The organism is Ruegeria sp. N8 (assembly GCF_056531325.1).
This window is the reverse complement of sequence record NZ_JBQFLQ010000003.1, coordinates 191,587-207,198: the sequence shown is the minus strand read 5'-3', so window position 1 is coordinate 207,198 and position 15,612 is coordinate 191,587. Positions and strand designations below refer to the sequence as shown.

At 59.6% G+C, this 15,612-nt stretch carries 22 protein-coding genes; 9 read left to right on the top strand and 13 right to left on the bottom strand.

Features of this window, described 5'->3' with window-relative positions:
• Position 1: 1 nt before the first annotated feature.
• Positions 2-841 carry a CPBP family intramembrane glutamic endopeptidase gene (locus ACR0C5_RS08715; protein WP_480875999.1) on the bottom strand — a complete coding sequence of 280 codons (840 nt, stop codon included), beginning with the start codon at positions 839-841 and terminating at the stop codon, positions 2-4.
• Positions 842-1,122: 281 nt separating this feature from the next.
• On the opposite strand from ACR0C5_RS08715, the gene ppk2 reads away from it, so the two are divergent.
• Positions 1,123-2,040, top strand: coding sequence for a polyphosphate kinase 2 (gene ppk2 / locus ACR0C5_RS08710; protein ID WP_170785014.1), 918 nt, complete (start codon positions 1,123-1,125; stop codon positions 2,038-2,040).
• A gap of 114 nt (positions 2,041-2,154) precedes the next feature.
• On the opposite strand, the gene rpsU is transcribed toward ppk2, so the two are convergent.
• Positions 2,155-2,361: a 30S ribosomal protein S21 gene (rpsU, locus tag ACR0C5_RS08705; protein ID WP_005614280.1), complete on the bottom strand. Its 207-nt coding sequence runs from the start codon at positions 2,359-2,361 to the stop codon at positions 2,155-2,157.
• Positions 2,362-2,472: 111 nt separating this feature from the next.
• Between rpsU and ACR0C5_RS08700 the strand changes: the two genes are divergently transcribed.
• Together ACR0C5_RS08700 and ACR0C5_RS08695 are read left to right on the top strand one after the other, a co-directional pair.
• A complete protein-coding gene (locus ACR0C5_RS08700) occupies positions 2,473-3,165 on the top strand; it encodes a COQ9 family protein (protein WP_480875997.1) in 693 nt (230 codons plus the stop codon).
• A 63-nt stretch (positions 3,166-3,228) separates the two neighbouring features.
• Positions 3,229-4,215: an NAD(P)H-quinone oxidoreductase gene (locus tag ACR0C5_RS08695; RefSeq protein WP_480875995.1), complete on the top strand. Its 987-nt coding sequence runs from the start codon at positions 3,229-3,231 to the stop codon at positions 4,213-4,215.
• A gap of 15 nt (positions 4,216-4,230) precedes the next feature.
• Here ACR0C5_RS08695 and ACR0C5_RS08690 read toward each other — a convergent pair whose 3' ends face one another.
• Positions 4,231-5,088 (bottom strand): DUF2189 domain-containing protein, encoded by an 858-nt coding sequence (locus ACR0C5_RS08690; RefSeq protein WP_480875993.1) that lies wholly within the window; start codon positions 5,086-5,088, stop codon positions 4,231-4,233.
• A gap of 193 nt (positions 5,089-5,281) precedes the next feature.
• On the opposite strand from ACR0C5_RS08690, the gene ACR0C5_RS08685 reads away from it, so the two are divergent.
• Positions 5,282-6,265, top strand: a complete 984-nt coding sequence (locus tag ACR0C5_RS08685; RefSeq protein ID WP_480875991.1) for a quinone oxidoreductase family protein — start codon at positions 5,282-5,284, stop codon at positions 6,263-6,265.
• A 53-nt stretch (positions 6,266-6,318) separates the two neighbouring features.
• On the opposite strand, the gene ACR0C5_RS08680 is transcribed toward ACR0C5_RS08685, so the two are convergent.
• From ACR0C5_RS08680 to ACR0C5_RS08635, 10 genes are all read right to left on the bottom strand, one after another.
• Complete coding sequence (locus tag ACR0C5_RS08680; protein ID WP_480875988.1) at positions 6,319-6,579, bottom strand: outer membrane protein; 261 nt, start codon at positions 6,577-6,579, stop codon at positions 6,319-6,321.
• On the bottom strand, positions 6,551-6,850 hold the full coding sequence (locus ACR0C5_RS08675; RefSeq protein ID WP_480875986.1) for an outer membrane beta-barrel protein: 300 nt from the start codon (positions 6,848-6,850) through the stop codon (positions 6,551-6,553). Before ACR0C5_RS08675 ends, ACR0C5_RS08680 begins: the two co-directional genes overlap by 29 nt.
• 261 nt (positions 6,851-7,111) lie before the next feature.
• A complete protein-coding gene (locus ACR0C5_RS08670; RefSeq protein WP_170772674.1) occupies positions 7,112-7,588 on the bottom strand; it encodes a YHS domain-containing (seleno)protein in 477 nt (158 codons plus the stop codon).
• Between the two features lie 194 nt (positions 7,589-7,782).
• Positions 7,783-8,052: a hypothetical protein gene (locus ACR0C5_RS08665; protein ID WP_480875985.1), complete on the bottom strand. Its 270-nt coding sequence runs from the start codon at positions 8,050-8,052 to the stop codon at positions 7,783-7,785.
• Complete coding sequence (plsY, locus tag ACR0C5_RS08660) at positions 8,049-8,654, bottom strand: glycerol-3-phosphate 1-O-acyltransferase PlsY (protein ID WP_480875983.1); 606 nt, start codon at positions 8,652-8,654, stop codon at positions 8,049-8,051. The genes ACR0C5_RS08665 and plsY overlap by 4 nt, the downstream gene beginning before the upstream one ends.
• A complete protein-coding gene (gene pyrC / locus ACR0C5_RS08655) occupies positions 8,654-9,934 on the bottom strand; it encodes a dihydroorotase (RefSeq protein WP_480875981.1) in 1,281 nt (426 codons plus the stop codon). The genes plsY and pyrC overlap by 1 nt, the downstream gene beginning before the upstream one ends.
• A complete protein-coding gene (locus tag ACR0C5_RS08650) occupies positions 9,931-10,383 on the bottom strand; it encodes a hypothetical protein (protein WP_480504451.1) in 453 nt (150 codons plus the stop codon). The genes pyrC and ACR0C5_RS08650 overlap by 4 nt, the downstream gene beginning before the upstream one ends.
• On the bottom strand, positions 10,380-10,766 hold the full coding sequence (locus ACR0C5_RS08645; protein ID WP_170772665.1) for a hypothetical protein: 387 nt from the start codon (positions 10,764-10,766) through the stop codon (positions 10,380-10,382). Before ACR0C5_RS08645 ends, ACR0C5_RS08650 begins: the two co-directional genes overlap by 4 nt.
• Positions 10,751-11,269, bottom strand: a complete 519-nt coding sequence (locus ACR0C5_RS08640; RefSeq protein WP_480875979.1) for a hypothetical protein — start codon at positions 11,267-11,269, stop codon at positions 10,751-10,753. Before ACR0C5_RS08640 ends, ACR0C5_RS08645 begins: the two co-directional genes overlap by 16 nt.
• Complete coding sequence (locus ACR0C5_RS08635) at positions 11,266-12,201, bottom strand: aspartate carbamoyltransferase catalytic subunit (protein ID WP_170772661.1); 936 nt, start codon at positions 12,199-12,201, stop codon at positions 11,266-11,268. Before ACR0C5_RS08635 ends, ACR0C5_RS08640 begins: the two co-directional genes overlap by 4 nt.
• 509 nt (positions 12,202-12,710) lie before the next feature.
• On the opposite strand from ACR0C5_RS08635, the gene ACR0C5_RS08630 reads away from it, so the two are divergent.
• From ACR0C5_RS08630 to moaB, 5 genes are read left to right on the top strand one after another with little or no spacing between them, the layout of a single operon-like run.
• The gene (locus ACR0C5_RS08630; protein WP_170789666.1) at positions 12,711-13,019 is read left to right on the top strand and encodes a hypothetical protein; all 309 of its coding nucleotides are present in this window, start codon (positions 12,711-12,713) and stop codon (positions 13,017-13,019) included.
• A 10-nt stretch (positions 13,020-13,029) separates the two neighbouring features.
• Entirely contained in the window at positions 13,030-13,791 is a 762-nt protein-coding gene (locus ACR0C5_RS08625; protein ID WP_480875977.1) for a uracil-DNA glycosylase, read from the top strand.
• Complete coding sequence (locus ACR0C5_RS08620; RefSeq protein WP_480875975.1) at positions 13,791-14,390, top strand: metallophosphoesterase family protein; 600 nt, start codon at positions 13,791-13,793, stop codon at positions 14,388-14,390. Before ACR0C5_RS08625 ends, ACR0C5_RS08620 begins: the two co-directional genes overlap by 1 nt.
• A complete protein-coding gene (locus ACR0C5_RS08615) occupies positions 14,387-15,007 on the top strand; it encodes a LysE family translocator (protein WP_170772656.1) in 621 nt (206 codons plus the stop codon). Before ACR0C5_RS08620 ends, ACR0C5_RS08615 begins: the two co-directional genes overlap by 4 nt.
• A 6-nt stretch (positions 15,008-15,013) precedes the next feature.
• The gene (moaB, locus tag ACR0C5_RS08610) at positions 15,014-15,556 is read left to right on the top strand and encodes a molybdenum cofactor biosynthesis protein B (RefSeq protein ID WP_170772654.1); all 543 of its coding nucleotides are present in this window, start codon (positions 15,014-15,016) and stop codon (positions 15,554-15,556) included.
• Positions 15,557-15,612 lie beyond the last annotated feature (56 nt).

Below are 15,612 nucleotides of genomic sequence, written 5' to 3'. Positions count from 1 at the left end.
GTCAGGCGGGGCCGGGATAGGTGAACAGCGCCAGATGCGCGGCGTTGAAGGCGAAATGCATCAGAACCGGCACCCATAGCCTGTTGGTCGCGTAATATCCCAATCCGCATCCCGCGCCCAAAATAGCTGCGAACACGACAAGCGACGGGCCACCGGCAAAATGCACCAGCCCAAACAACAAGCTGGCCGCAGCGATACCAAAGGCCGCGCCGAGCTTTGAGGACAGGGCCGATTGCAGATAGCCGCGAAAAAAGGCCTCTTCCGCCAAACAGGTTAGGAACAGGTTGGACAGCGCAAAGATCAGCCACCAATGTGGCAGACCAACCTCGGGGCGCACCGCTTGCTGGGACAGGCCTAGCGCAAATAAAGCGGGCAAGGTCAAAATCCCCAGGATCAATGGCGTTTTGCGAATAGCGGGCAAGCCTGCATTCTGTCCGGGCCAGACCAGAAGTGCGGCGAACAGAACCAAAGGTTTGTCCAGATTCATATACATGGAGAAATCGGTACTTCCGGGTCCGGCCTGCACCTGATCAAGCACCAGAAGATTGTTGAACCCCGGAACGATATGCGCACCCAAGGCCACACACCATAAGATCAGCGCGAAATGGCCGGGCAAAGTCCAAAGCCCGGATGTGCGGCGCAGCGCTGCGGCCCCCGCAAGCCCGGCAATCGCGACCATTAAGGCGCTGGCTGAAACCAGCCCCTGCGCGAAGGCGACTGTTCCGAACAGGCTCAGCAACGATGCGCCAAGACGCCATCGACCGGATATCGCGCTGATCTGAGCGGCGATCAGGATGAACCAGGGCCAAATAAGGGGCAGAAGGGAAAGGAAATACGCCACAGGCCTCTCGCGGTTTTGACCCGGCCTTGATGCAGCAACAGGGTACGTTGATGCAAGCCGGCGGAGTGCAACCCATTGGCAATGCGGCAATTCCGTTGCTTGCATTTGGGCGTTTTCAGGTCCACATATTTGGAAAGGGTGCCGTTTCCGTGTCCGACCCGCGACCTTGCCGTAACGGTCCGATGAGCATAGGAAAGGGCTTTCATCAATTCATCTGATGACATCAGGCGGTTACATGCGCCCGATAGGGTCCGAACCCGGTTACTAGTAAGGAGCAGACCTTGGCTGACGAATACAACGACGCCCCCAAAGACTGGCTTGAGGCCGAGCTGGAAGACACGCTAGACGAAGATTTCGAGATCGAGTTTAGCGAGCCCATGCTCTCGATGGAGATCCGCAAGATCTATAAGGATCAGCACCCTGAGATGCTGGACCGCAAGGTCTATTTCCGTAACCTGCTGCGCCTTCAGGCTGAACTGATCAGGGTGCAGGATTGGGTACAGCATACCGGGGCCAAGGTTTGTATCCTGTTCGAAGGGCGTGACAGCGCGGGCAAGGGGGGCGTGATCAAGCGGATCACCCAGCGTCTGAACCCTCGGGTCGCGCGGGTTGTGGCTTTGCCCGCGCCCAGTCGCCGGGAACAAAGCCAGTGGTATTTCCAGCGCTACGTTCCGCACCTGCCGGCGGCGGGCGAGATCGTGCTGTTTGACCGGTCATGGTACAACCGCGCGGGCGTCGAGCGGGTCATGGGTTTTGCCACCGAAGATCAGGTTGAACAGTTCTTTCAGGATGTTCCCGAATTTGAACGGATGCTGGTGCGCTCGGGCATCATTTTGCTGAAATACTGGTTCTCGATCACCGATGAAGAACAGCAGTTGCGATTCTTGATGCGTATTCACGATCCGATGAAACAGTGGAAGCTGTCGCCGATGGATCTGGAATCCCGCATCCGGTGGGAGGCTTACACCAAGGCCAAAGAGGATATGCTGTTCCGCACCAATATCTCGGAAGCGCCGTGGTACATCGTCGAAGGCAATGACAAAAAGCGCGAACGTCTGAACTGTATCGAACACTTGTTGACCAAGATCCCCTACACCGATGTACCGCAAGAAAAGGTCAATCTGCCGGATCGCAAGTACAACCCCGAATATGAACGTCGTGTTCTGCCGGATGAGCTGCACGTGCCCAAAATCTACTGATCCTGACGCCCCTGATGTTCCGGGGCGTTTTTCTTTGGGCCAGAAACGACAAACCCCCGAGCGATGCGTCGGGGGTCGTCAAATAGTGTCATCCAAAGCTGGACGAGCGGGGTTTTAGAGCAAACCTTCGCGCTGTGCTTTCTTACGTGCCAGTTTACGGGCACGGCGGATCGCTTCAGCTTTCTCGCGCGCTTTTTTCTCGGACGGTTTCTCGAAATGTTGCTTCAGCTTCATTTCACGGAACACGCCTTCGCGCTGCAGCTTTTTCTTCAGGGCACGAAGCGCCTGATCGACGTTATTGTCGCGAACACTAACCTGCATGTGGTTGTCACCACCTTTCTAGATAGAGTTGCAAGGAAATTGCAGGAAGTGGCCGTATAGCAAAGCCGTTCTAACTTGTCTAGTACTGGTGCCAGAACCCGGAGAACCGCCATGACCACCACTTATGTAGACGCAAAAGAGCAGCTATTGAATGCGATGCTGGACCATGTCCCGTTTGACGGATGGTCGGAAACCAGCTTTCGCATGGCCATCAGTGATTGCGATATTGATGAGGCGCTGGCCCGCTCAATCTGCCCCCGTGGCGCGGTCGATATGGCGCTGGCTTTTCATGCCCAGGGGGATGCGGCCATGGTGGAACGCTTGAAAGCCGAGGATTTGAGCGATCTGAAGTTCCGCGACCGTATCGCCGCTGCGGTCCGGTTTCGCCTACAGGCCGTCGATGATAAGGAATTGGTGCGCCGCGGCATGACGCTGTTTTCGCTGCCGATGCATGCGGCGGATGGGGCGAAGGCGATGTGGCAGACCTGCGACCTGATCTGGGACACGCTGGGGGATACCTCGGATGATGTGAACTGGTACACCAAGCGAGCGACGCTGTCGGGGGTCTATTCCTCGACCGTGCTGTTTTGGCTGGGGGATGATTCGCCGGATCATCAGAAGACGTGGGAGTTTCTGGATCGTCGCATCGATAACGTCATGCAGTTTGAAAAGCTCAAGGCGCAGGTGAACGGCAACCCTCTGTTCAAACCTTTCCTTGCGGTTCCGAATTGGTTGGCCGGTCAGGTGAGGGCTCCGATGAAGATGCGGGCTGATCTGCCGGGAATGTTGAACCCACGCAAGTAGCACGTAAGTGTCTGGGCCTTTCCGATTTCGCCTGCTAGGCAATGCGCCAAGGAGGACTTGCCTATGACCCAAATGATGCGCGCCGTTGAAATCACCAAGCCCGGCGGCCCGGATGTGTTGCAACTGACCGAACGCCCAGTGCCCGAGCCCGCCGCTGGTCAGGTGGTGTTGAAAGTGGCCTATGCGGGTGTTAACCGCCCGGATGCTTTGCAGCGTGCGGGCGCGTATGATCCGCCTCCGGGCGCGAGTGATCTGCCGGGGCTTGAGGCGTCGGGCGAAGTCGTTGCCCTCGGCGCAGGGGTCGAAGGTGTCGCCATCGGCGATCAGGTTTGCGCCTTGTTGCCCGGCGGTGGCTATGCCGAATACGTTGCCACGCCCGCTGCCCATTGCCTGCCGGTGCCAGAGGGGATGGGCCTTAAGGAGGCTGCGTGTCTGCCCGAGACCTTCTTTACCGTCTGGTCCAATGTGTTTACACGCGGCGGTCTGAAAGCGGGCGAGCGGTTTTTGGTTCACGGCGGGTCCAGCGGGATCGGAACAACGGCGATCCAGCTTGCAAATGCGTTCGGCGCACGGGTCTTTGCCACCGCCGGATCGGCCGAGAAATGTGCCGCCTGCGAGATACTGGGGGCCGAAAAGGCGATTAATTACCGGGATGAGGATTTCGTATCCACCGTGCGCGCCGAAGGCGGGGCGAACCTAATCCTTGATATGGTGGGCGGGGACTATATCCCGCGCAACGTTAAGGCTCTGACCGAGGATGGGCGGCTGGTTCAAATCGCCTTCCTGCAAGGCCCCAAGGTCGAGCTGAACTTTGCCATGATGATGGTGAAACGCCTGACCTTGACCGGCAGCACCCTGCGCCCGCAATCCGATCTGGCTAAGGCCAAAATCGCCCAGGACCTGCGCGAGGCAGTCTGGCCGCTGTTGGATGCAGGCAAGGTTGCACCGGTTATGGACAGCGAATTTGATATGGCCGAGGCCGCAGCGGCCCATACGCGGATGGAAAGCTCGGGCCATATCGGCAAGATCGTTCTGAAAGTGGGCGGCTAAACACCGCCAGCCTGTTCAGGCCACGGCGCGGCGGTAGAGATGCCACGTGGCGTGGCCCAGAACCGGGATCACCACGATCAGCCCCAGCAGCAGCGGGATCGCGCCCAGGATAAGCATTCCGACGACGATGAATCCCCAACCCAGGATGACGGCGGGGTTCTGTCTCAGCACCCGGACCGACGTCACCACAGCAACCGGCAGCCCGACCTGGCGGTCCAGCAACAGCGGAAAGCTGACAACGCTGACCGCAAGCGCGATCAGGGCGAACAAAAAGCCGACCGCGTTACCGAACAGGATCATGGTCCAACCCGCGCCGGTCGAGAAGGTCTGAGTCAGAAATGCGCCCAACGACTCTGGCAGATCAGGACCAAGGGTTCGCACATAGATGCTCTGTGCGACCATCAGCCAGATCAGAAACAACATAACCAGATAGAACCCCAGCGCGAGAATGGCGCCGAAGGAAGGTGAGCGGAATACAGACAGCGCGTCCAGCCAATGCGCCTCGCCGCCCTTTTCACGGGTGCGGCTGATCTCATAGAGGCCAACGGCGGCCACAGGGCCGATCAGCGCGAACCCTGCGACCAGAGGGGCCAGCAGAGGGATCATGTTGCGGTCCAGCCCCAACCCAAACATCAGCAAGCCCGCAATCGGATAGATCAGCACGACAAACACCGCATCCGCGCGGGTTTCCAGAAAGTCGCGACCCCCGGCCTTCAAACATTCCCGCAGGTCCTGCATGGTCAGATCTCGAACAACTGGCAGTTTTCGTGTGTCGGCACTGCCAAGGCTGTTGACGCTTTCCGCGATGTGATCGCTGGTAGCGCCAAGATTTCGCGCAGCCCAGCTTACCGGGTTTCCAATCGTTTTCGCCATCGTCATCCCCTCCTCTTTTGCGGCTTGGCGCAGCAGAGAGAATCCGGCATCGGTTGCCCTGGGCCGGACCCGCCGGCAACGCTTACCCCCGAGTATAGCACAGTTTTTCCCGATTTGCGCCGGGTTGCGCTTTTGTGCCGATTGCGCTGCGTCACAAGCGTGTTAGCTTGTCGTCAGGGTACAGGAGGTGAGTATGCAGCAAACGGCACGTACAGTCGTCATTCACAAACATGGTGGCCCCGAGGTTCTGACCCTCGAAGATCGCCCGATGGGCGAGCCGGGACCGGGCGAGGTGCGCATTCGTCACCGTGCCTGCGGACTGAATTTTATCGACGTGTACCAGCGCGCGGGTCTTTACCCGCTTGAGCTGCCACACGCGCTGGGAATGGAAGCCTCGGGCGTGATCGAGGCAGTGGGCGAAGGCGTGACCCATCTGGAACCCGGTCAGCGCGCGGCCTATGCCGCAATGCCAGCCGGGGCCTATTGCGAGGCGCGGGTGATGCCTGCGGCGCAAGTGTGCCCGCTGCCTGAAAGCATCTCATTCGACACGGCTGCGGCAATGATGCTCAAGGGGATGACGGTCGAATATCTATTTCATCGCACGACGCCGTTGAAACGCGGGGATACGGTTCTGTTCCACGCCGCTGCCGGAGGTGTAGGCTTGATCGCCTGCCAATGGGCCAAATCCGAGGGGATTAAACTTATCGGGACCGCAGGAACGGACGAAAAATGTAGCCTCGCCAAGTTCAACGGGGCGGCGCATTGCATCAACTATCGCACCGAAGACTTCGCCGAGCGCGTGGCCGAGATCACGGGTGGTAAAGGCGTGGACGTGGTAATGGACTCGATCGGAGCGGATACGTTCAACGGCTCGCTCGACAGTCTCAAGCCACTGGGGATGATGATCTCGTTTGGCAATGCATCGGGCTCGGTACCGCTTATCGACATCGGCATTCTGGCCAAGAAAGGCTCGATCAAGATCACACGGCCCACCTTGTTCACGCATATTGCCGATCACAGCGTTTGTCAGGCGATGGCGCGCCGTCTGTTCAACAAAGTTGATGGGGGCGAGGTCAAAATCCACATCGACCAGCGTTTCCCGCTGGATCAGGTGGCCGAGGCGCATCGCACGCTTGAGGCACGCAAGACAACGGGCAGCACCATCCTGGAACTATGATCTGACATGGCCCCGACTTCTGGTCGGGACCAAGCTTGTGCGCAAGGAATGGGTCAGAACCGGTATGCGGCGCGGGCCTGAAAGGTGGTCGCATCGACGTCGACGCCGGATGAATTGAAGTCGTTGAACTCGTGATACAGGATTTCGCCACCGATGCTTACATTCGGGGCAACGATCTGTTCGTACCCGGCACCGATGAACCAACCATCGTCACTGCCCAGATTATCGGTTCCGGCTTCGGCAAAGCCGCCGATGCCATAAAGCAGCCCTTGCGATGTGACTTTGTTACCCGCGCGCTTTGATGCGCCAAACATCCTCGACCGTGGCTGCGCCACTCAGATCAACGTCTGTCCAATCGTAGTCGAAGCCGCCGCCAACAACCCAATCGCCAAGATCGTAGTCATAGCCCAGAATGATGCCGCCAATCGCACCGTCGCCGTCGATGCCCGAGATGTTTGTGTCGATATCGGCATATCCGACTTGCAGACCGCCATAGAAGCCCGTCCAGTCGCCTGAAGATTGCGCAGCGGCTGATCCCGCCGCCAGAAACGCAAGGCCAGTGGCCGCCAAAATCTTTTTTCTCATGTCGTGCTTCTTTCCCTCAGCTCAGTTTATTGCGCCTTTCCCGGTTTGGATCGCGCACTTGTATATTTGAATACGTTTGAGCGAAGGGTTGGATCACTCGGTGATTTAGCGAAGGAGGGGGTTTTCACCGAACCGACGTGGCAGAGGGGCGGCGTGCGGTTGAAAGTTTGCTTGCGGAAGGGAAACTATCTACAGATAGCTGTTCAACGAAAAACGGCGGCAGATTTCTCTGCCGCCGCCCCGAGGTAATCCGTGAGTGGATTATTGAGCTTGCAGCTCTGCCGGAGTTTTGCCGGCAATGTCTTTCCAGTTGGCGTCTGCGCGCTCGTTAAAGCCCGGGATGTCGCCTTCCCAGCGTTCCTGAATGTCGGCCGACAGGTTCAGGTACAGCTTGTTGTCAACGATTTTCCAGTAGTTCGGGTCGCCGTCAAACTTGAAGCCCATCGCGGTGCCGAATGCGCAGTAGCCGCCATATGCGGGCAGGTACGCTTCGGGGTTTTCTTCAAATGCAACTTTGTTTTCTTCCGAAGCAAAGCGGTACAGCGCATCGTTGTGCAGTGTGGTGATGCGGTAGTCGCCCTTGGTGGCTTCGCCAACGGTGAAGTAGGCAACCGGGTCATAACCCTGCAGCGCCAGGCCGGTCGAGCTTGCGTTCAGTTCAACGCCAGCGGCCAGAGCCGTGCTTGCAACTGCGACGGACAGCGCAACGCCGCCGATGAGGGATTTGATCTTGTTCATGGTGTTCACCTTTCGTGAATTGAGCCACCGGACGACACAGTAATTGTATCTGGGCAACCCTGTCGATTTTGTTCTGTGCGGTCGGTAATTGGCCGTCACGACCCCGAAGTGGGGGCCGGTCTGATCACGTTCAAAACAATCAAATGTGATCATGAGGTAACAAACGCGTTTCGCCCATGAATAAAGGGCGATGCTTACTTTTCGGGCTGAAAAGAAATCACGAATTCAGTGACTTTTTGTGCCGACATCTCACAGGGGCGCAGCAGGGCGCCGCTGTTTTTGGTCAGATAAAGGTTCAGGCTGATATAGTCCGGCCCACCGCGTTCACGGGCCACCAGCTTGTGGGATTTCCCACCTGCCAACTCGATGCGGCTGACGACATAGGATCTGCCGCCGCTCTGCCCGTAGGACGTGCCAAGAGGGATTGCGAAGAATGCGGTAAGAAACGGGTCCGAGGCGGTCAAGACTGACCGATTTTTGGCTCGGTCCCAGCTTTGATGCGCGCGATATTGGCGCTGTGGCGCCAGTAGACCAGCAAGGTCAGGACAACACCCAGCCCAAATGTCGGGGACTCAGTCAGCACCATGATCCAGATTGTCGACATCGCCGCAGCCATCAGAGCCGCGAGAGACGAGATGCGCCAGATCAGCGCCGTCACCAGCCATGTCAGGCAACAGGCTACGCCGACGCGCCAATCCAATGCCAGCCACAGGCCGAGGAAGGTCGCGACACCCTTGCCGCCCTTGAACCCCAGCCAGACCGGAAAGCAATGGCCCAAAAACGCGGCCAGGGCGGCGATTTGAGCGGCGTCTTCTCCGGCCAGTGCGCGCGCCAGCAGGACAGCGACCCCGCCTTTGGCGGCGTCAAAGATCAGGGTCAGCGCAGCAGCGCGTTTGTTCCCGGTACGCAGGACATTGGTCGCGCCGATATTGCCCGAGCCGATATTGCGCAGATTTCCCAGCCCCATCACCTTGGCAAGGATCAGACCAAAAGGGATCGACCCTATCAGATAGCCAAATGCGGCCCAAAGGATCAGTTGGGCCGTGGAACTGTCAATTGGGGGCATCAGGGTCTCCGGTATACTTCTTGGCCTGCGACATAGGTTGCCGTGACCTTACCCTGCATCCGCTGGCCGTCAAACGGAGTGTTCTGCGATTTCGATTTCAGGCTGAAGCGATCCAGCACAAAGGGCACGTCCGGGTCAAACAGCACCAGATCAGCTGGTGCGCATTCGGCCAGTCGTCCGCTCTCCAGCCCCAGCCGTTTGGCCGGGTTCAAGGCCATGGCGCGGAACAGGGTCGGCAGGTCCAGTTGCTCGGCGTGATAGAGGCGCAGTGCGGCAGGCAATAACGTCTCAAGCGCCACTGCGCCCGATGCTGCCTCTTCAAACGGCAGGCGTTTGCTTTCCTCGTCCTGTGGCGTGTGCATCGAACTGATGATGTCGATCAGCCCAGTGCGCACCGCCTCAATTGCGGCTTGCCGGTCATCCTCGGACCGCAGCGGCGGCTTGACCTTGAAGAAGGTGCGATAGTCGGCCACGTCCAATTCGTTCAGCGTCAGGTGGTGGATCGAGGTGCCTGCGGTGATATTCAGCCCGTTCCGCTTGGCGCGCTCCAGCGCGGGCAGGGCGCGGGCGGTGGTGATCTGATCGGCGTGGTAGGCGGCTCCGGTCATCTCAAGCAGAGCAATATCGCGGTCCAGCCCCATGCGTTCCGCCATGGGCGAAACGGCAGGCAACCCATAAAGCGCGGCGAACTTGCCGCTGGTAGCGGCGGCCCCGGTGCTGAGTCCCGGTTCCTGCGGATGCGCTATCACCAGCACGCCGCAGGATTTGGCATAGGTCAGCGCGCGGGAAAAAACCTTGGTATTGGCGACTACGTGGTCGCAATCGGTAAAGGCCACAGCGCCTGCATCTTGCAGAAAGCCGATCTCGGTCATCTCGCGCCCTTCGCGGCCCTTGGTCAGCGCGGCCATGGGCAGCACATTGACCGGCGCATCCGCCTGCGCGCGGCGCGTGGCGAATTCCAGCGTTTCGGGTGTGTCGATGGCGGGCAGCGTATCGGGACGGGTAACGATGGTGGTTACGCCGCCCGCTGCGGCAGCCAAGCCGGCGGATTTATAGCTTTCCTTGTGCCGTTCGCCCGGCTCGCAAACCTTGACTCCGATATCGACGATGCCGGGGGCCAGACATTGCCCGCCGCAGTCGATCACCTGTGCGTCTGTGGCCGGAGCGGCACCTTCGCCGAGGCCAGCAATGCGGCCTTCCGAGACGTGCAGCCAACCAACTGTGTCCGTTCCGGCCTCGGGGTCGATCAGGCGGGCATTGGTGAAAATCTGGTCGGTCATGTCTGGGCCTCTCGGGCTTTGATCAGGGCTGCCATGGCGGCGTCCGGGTCGGGCAGGTATTCGAATACCAGAAACCGCAGCTGCGAAAAAACGATGTTGTGTCCGTTGCGATAGAATTTCAGGTCGGGATGAACGGATAAGGATTTTGCTTTGAATATCTCGCTGATCCACCAGACGTTGCGGTTGGTCACGACGTAGACGCGCCGCGTGCGGATCAACCGTTCCCACCACATGAAAAACGCCAACAACAACGTGCAACCGATAAGCTTCCAATAATCGCGCACAGTCTCCGCAAACCATGGGCTGGCAATCCAACTGAGCGCAAGGCAGGCAATTAGAATGCCATATGCCCATCTCAGGCGTGGAGGAAAATATCCCTGGTCAGGCCGCCCATGCCACAGCACCTGTTCAGTGTCGGGTATTTTCTTGCGCCACCGGTCGTCGCTCATCCCATGGCCCTTTCTATGGCGGCTTTGGTGGCGGCGGGGTCGGCTTGGTACTTGATCAGGTGCTTGTCGCCGCTTTTGGTGACGACCTGCACGAAACTGCCCATCGTGTTGACGGCTTCGATCTGGTTCAGCGCAACCTTGCGCGGGCCGGGACCGGTGAGGGTGCTGTCAGACATTTCCCACGCATTGCTCAGTTCCTCGGACGCCAGATACCACGCGCGGATGCCGATGGCTGCAAGCCCGGCGGGCGCTCCGGTCCAGACATAGGGGTTTCCGATCAGCCAAAGCACGATCATCGCGCCCGCCATGGCGATGGCGGCCAGGGTCAGGTTGGTTTGGATATAGGCGCGCTTGTTCGGGGTGAAGACTACAGGATCAGCCACAGGGCACCTCCGACAACAAACAAGATGATCACCGCCAACAGGGCCGAGCCGATGCGGTTGGGTGCGCCGGTCTCGATCGGGGATTGCGGGGCCGAGAAGGGCCGCGCGCTTTCAGTGTCGATCGCGCCGCCGGTCCAGTTGGTGGCCTCTTCGGTATAAAGTCCTTGCAGGTGAAGGCGGGCGTCAGGCGTCAAGTTGGCCGCGCGATCGTGAAACGCGGCACTGCGCACCACCATCACCCAGCCTTCGATGGCGTCCAGCGTGGCGCGGTTCAGCTGATCCTCGGACACACCGCAACCTTCGTGCAGGTATCCATAAAGCCCGAGGTCTTCGAGGTCTGAAACGGGAAAGATATCGATCTGCCCTGTATCCAGACCATCGACCCCAAGAACTTGATCGGCGGCACCGGGTTCGCGCAGGAACTTGGCCTCCTCAGCGCGCATATCCAGCTTGAATAGGCGGATCACGCCGCGTTCATGGGGGGCGACGGTCAGGTTGTTCATGCCGCCTCGCGCAGGTTGCGGGCCAGCAACTCCATCGCGGCCATGCGGACGGCGACGCCCATTTCGACCTGTTCCTGAATGACCGAGCGGTTGATATCATCGGCCAGCGTGCCGTCGATTTCCACGCCGCGGTTCATCGGGCCGGGATGCATGACGATGGCGTCGGGTTTGGCCAGCGCCAGTTTTGCCGAATCCAGCCCGTAGCGGTGGTAATATTCGCGCTCCGAGGGGATAAAGCCGCCATCCATCCGCTCTTTCTGAAGGCGCAGCATCATCACGACGTCGACGTCCCTCAGACCTTCGTTCATGTCGTCGTAAATCTCGGCCCCGAACTCGGCAAAGGTCGAAGGCACCAACGTCGGCGGGCCGATCAGGCGGATACGGTTTTCCATCTTGCCCAGCAGGATCAGGTTCGACCGTGCCACACGCGAATGCGCGACGTCCCCGCAAATCGCGATGTTCAGACGGTGCAAACGACCCTTGGCGCGGCGGATGGTCAATGCGTCCAGCAGCGCCTGCGTCGGGTGTTCGTGCTTGCCGTCACCTGCATTCAGCACAGCGCAGTTCACCTTTTGCGCCAGCAGGTCCACAGCACCGGAATGCGGATGCCGCACCACCAGCAGATCGGGGTGCATCGCGTTCAGGGTCATAGCCGTGTCGATCAGAGTCTCGCCCTTTTTGATTGAGCTGGCCTGCATCGCCATGTTCATCACATCCGCGCCCAGCCGCTTGCCCGCCAGTTCGAAACTGGCCTGCGTTCGGGTCGAGTTTTCAAAGAACATGTTGATCTGCGTCAGCCCTGACAGCACGTCGGAATGCTTGGTCGACTGTCGGTTCATGTCGACATAGGTCTCGGCCAGATCAAGGATGGCGGTGATATCGGATTGTGACAGATGCTCGATGCCAAGAAGGTGACGATGGGCGAAACGCATGGGCGGGCTCCTGTCTGACAATCGAGCCGCTTATAGAAACCTGCGGGGGCTAAGGCAACCTATGGTTCCGACCCCTCGGGCAGTTTCTCGCACCCGCCTTCGGGCAGGCAACGCTCGCCGGGTCTGCACCATTTGGCATTGCCGCAATCAACGGCCTTGACCGGGACGCAGCCTTGATTGGCTGAGCATTTGAATCCTTGCCGACATTGCGAGCCGGTTTCTTCGCATAGGAACCAGCCCGGACGGGTGCAGCCGCCGCCCGGCAAGCAACTTGTACCGCTGGCGCAGGTGCTGCCGTCGTCACATCTGGCTTGTGGGCGGGGCAGGTTAAACTCCAGCTGGATCGCTTCGCATTCACCGCGCCCGTTGCACGAGGTGCCACTGGGACAATCCAGGCTTGTTCGGCACTTGTTCTCGCCTTTTGGGGCGCAGCGGCGACTGCCGATGCAACGCTCGAACGGACCGCAGGAAAACCCGCCGCCGCAATAGGTGCCGCCGGGTGGGATGCAATGTCCGTCAAAACCGCAGCGTTGCCCGACCGGACAGCAGTTGCGCCCGCACCGCAATTGCCCCGCGCGGCATTGGTTGACGCGGTCCTGAACCCGGTTGCGTTGCGACAGGCCGTTGCGGTTATGGATGCCTGGGGTTTGAATGCCGAGGCGGTCATTTATCTGCGCAAAGCTTGGGCTGCTGAAGGGGATCAGCAACACGGCAACCAGAAAGAATCGCAAAAGGGTCAACATGAATGCGACAATGGTCGGCGCGGCAGGGCGGGCGATCAAGTGCTATTCGCTTTCCCTCGGTCAAAAGCTGGTTAGATTGAGGGGCATGGAATCGGCTTTGGACTATTACACCGCGCGGGCGCTGCTGGATTGGCAGATCGAACTGGGCGCAACGGATGCAATTGGCGACGCGCCGGTTGACCGATATGCGCTGCCCGATACCGCACCCAAAGCCAAAAAGCCGGAGGTGCAGGCCGCGCCTGCAAAGCCCAAACAGGTCGATCCTGTGGCGGTTGCCAAGGCCGCGGCCACAGCGGCGGGGTCGCTGGATCAGTTGCGCGCGGCGATGGACGGGTTTGATCATTGCGAGTTGAAGCGCGGCGCGCGACAGTTGGTTTTTTCCGATGGCACGCCGGGTGCGCGGGTGATGATCATCGGTGAGGCTCCGGGCCGGGACGAGGATCGTGAGGGCAAACCTTTCGTAGGCCGCGCGGGTCAGTTGTTGGACCGTATGCTGGCGGCGATTGATCTGGATCGGCGGGAAAACGTCTACATCACCAACGTGCTGCCATGGCGGCCGCCGCAGAACCGCGACCCCAAGCCCGAAGAGATCGGGATGATGAAGCCGTTTCTGGAACGTCACGTGGCACTGGCCAAGCCCGACGTGCTGGTGGTCATGGGCAATATAAGTTGTCAGGCAGTGCTGGGCAAACGAGGTATCACCCGGCTGCGCGGGCAATGGGCTCAGGCGCTGGATCTGCCGGTGATCCCCATGTTCCACCCTGCCTATCTGCTGCGCCAGCCGCAGGCCAAACGACAGGCCTGGGCCGATCTGCTGGAACTGAAAGCTCGGCTGGAGGGTAAGTGATGCGCATTCTGGCCTTTTCTGACTTGCATATGGCACGTCACCGCGCCTCCGAACTGGTTGCTGCGAGTACCGAGGCCGATCTGGTGATCGGCGCCGGGGACTATTGCAACATGCGGCAGGGTCTGGGTGAGGCGATGGACATGTTGTCCGGCATCACCGCTCCGCTGGTTCTTGTGCCCGGCAACGCCGAAAGCGCCGAGGAACTGACCGCTGCCGCGTCGCATGGCGTTCATGTCCTGCACGGGACAAGTATGACTGTGGACGGGTTGCGCCTGTTCGGTCTGGGCTATGGCGTGCCGCCGACGCCGTTCGGAGACTGGTCCTGTGACCTGTCCGAGGGCGAGGCCGCTGAGTTGCTGGACCGGTGCGAAGGGGCGGAAGTTCTGATCACGCATTCGCCTCCCAAAGGCTATGGCGATGTGACCTCGACCGGTGATGCGGTTGGGTCGACCGCGGTGCGAGATGCGATCGAACGGTTGCAACCGCAGATGTCGCTACATGGGCACATCCACGACAGCTGGGGCTATCGCGGCACGCTAGGGCAGACACAGATCGCCAATCTTGGGCCGCGCGTGAATTGGTTCGAGGTTGAGATATGATCGAAACAGTCACTCTATTGGCTTTCATCCCGGCGGCAATGGCGCTGAACTTTACGCCCGGCGCGGACATGATGTTCTGTTTCGGGCAGGGTTTGAAATCCGGAGCAAAACCCGCGCTGGTCGCTAGTGCCGGAGTTTCGACGGGGCTGATGGTGCATGTGTTGTTGGCCGGGCTTGGGCTTGGGGCTGCGGTTTCTGCTCTGCCATGGTTGTTCGACGTGATCCGCTGGATGGGTGTGGCCTATCTGCTGTATCTGGCCTGGGGTGCGATCCGACATGGGGCTGTGTCTGCGGATGCGCCTGCTAAACCGGCGCGCTATGCGTTTCGGGACGGGATGGTGGTGAACCTGACCAATCCCAAAGTGATCCTGTTCGTGCTGGCCTTTATCCCGCAATTTGTGAACCCGGCCATCGGACCGATCCTGCCGCAATTCCTCATCCTGGGCGTGATCATCGCGCTGGGTGGGTTCGTGGTGAACGGACTGGTGGGGATTTTTGCTGGAGGCGCTGGGCGAGTGCTGATTTCGAACCCGCGCGCCTCACGTATCATTGGTTGGGTGACGGGCGGGATTTTCACTGCTCTGGCGATCCGCCTTGCTATTCTGGAAAGGGCCTGACGCAAGATGTCACGCATTGATGAAACCATGGATTTCATTCCCGTTCGGATTGCGGTCCTGACCGTCTCGGACACCCGTTCACTGGATGAGGACCGTTCGGGCCAAACCTTGGTGGACCGGATCGAAAAGGCGGGCCATTCGGTGGCGGATCGCAAAATCATCCGCGATGAGCGCGCCCAGATCGCAGATCAGCTGCGCACTTGGATTGCCGACCCCGAGATCGACGTTGTGATCTCGACCGGCGGCACCGGGCTGACGGGGCGTGATGTGACGGTCGAGGCGCATCGGGACGTCTACGAAAAAGAGATTGAGGCCTTTGGCACCGTCTTCACGATTGTCTCGATGGAGAAGATCGGTACCTCGGCCGTTCAGTCCCGCGCAACGGGCGGCGTGGCAGGTGGCACCTATCTGTTTGCGCTGCCCGGCAGCCCCGGTGCTTGCAAGGACGCCTGGGATGCGATTCTGGAAAAGCAGTTCGATTATCGCCACCGTCCCTGCAATTTTGTAGAAATAATGCCCAGATTGGACGAACATCTGCGACGGAAGTAGACTGCTCGCACGTTCAACATTTTATAACCGCTTTGTGGCTTGGCATTTTTGACCGC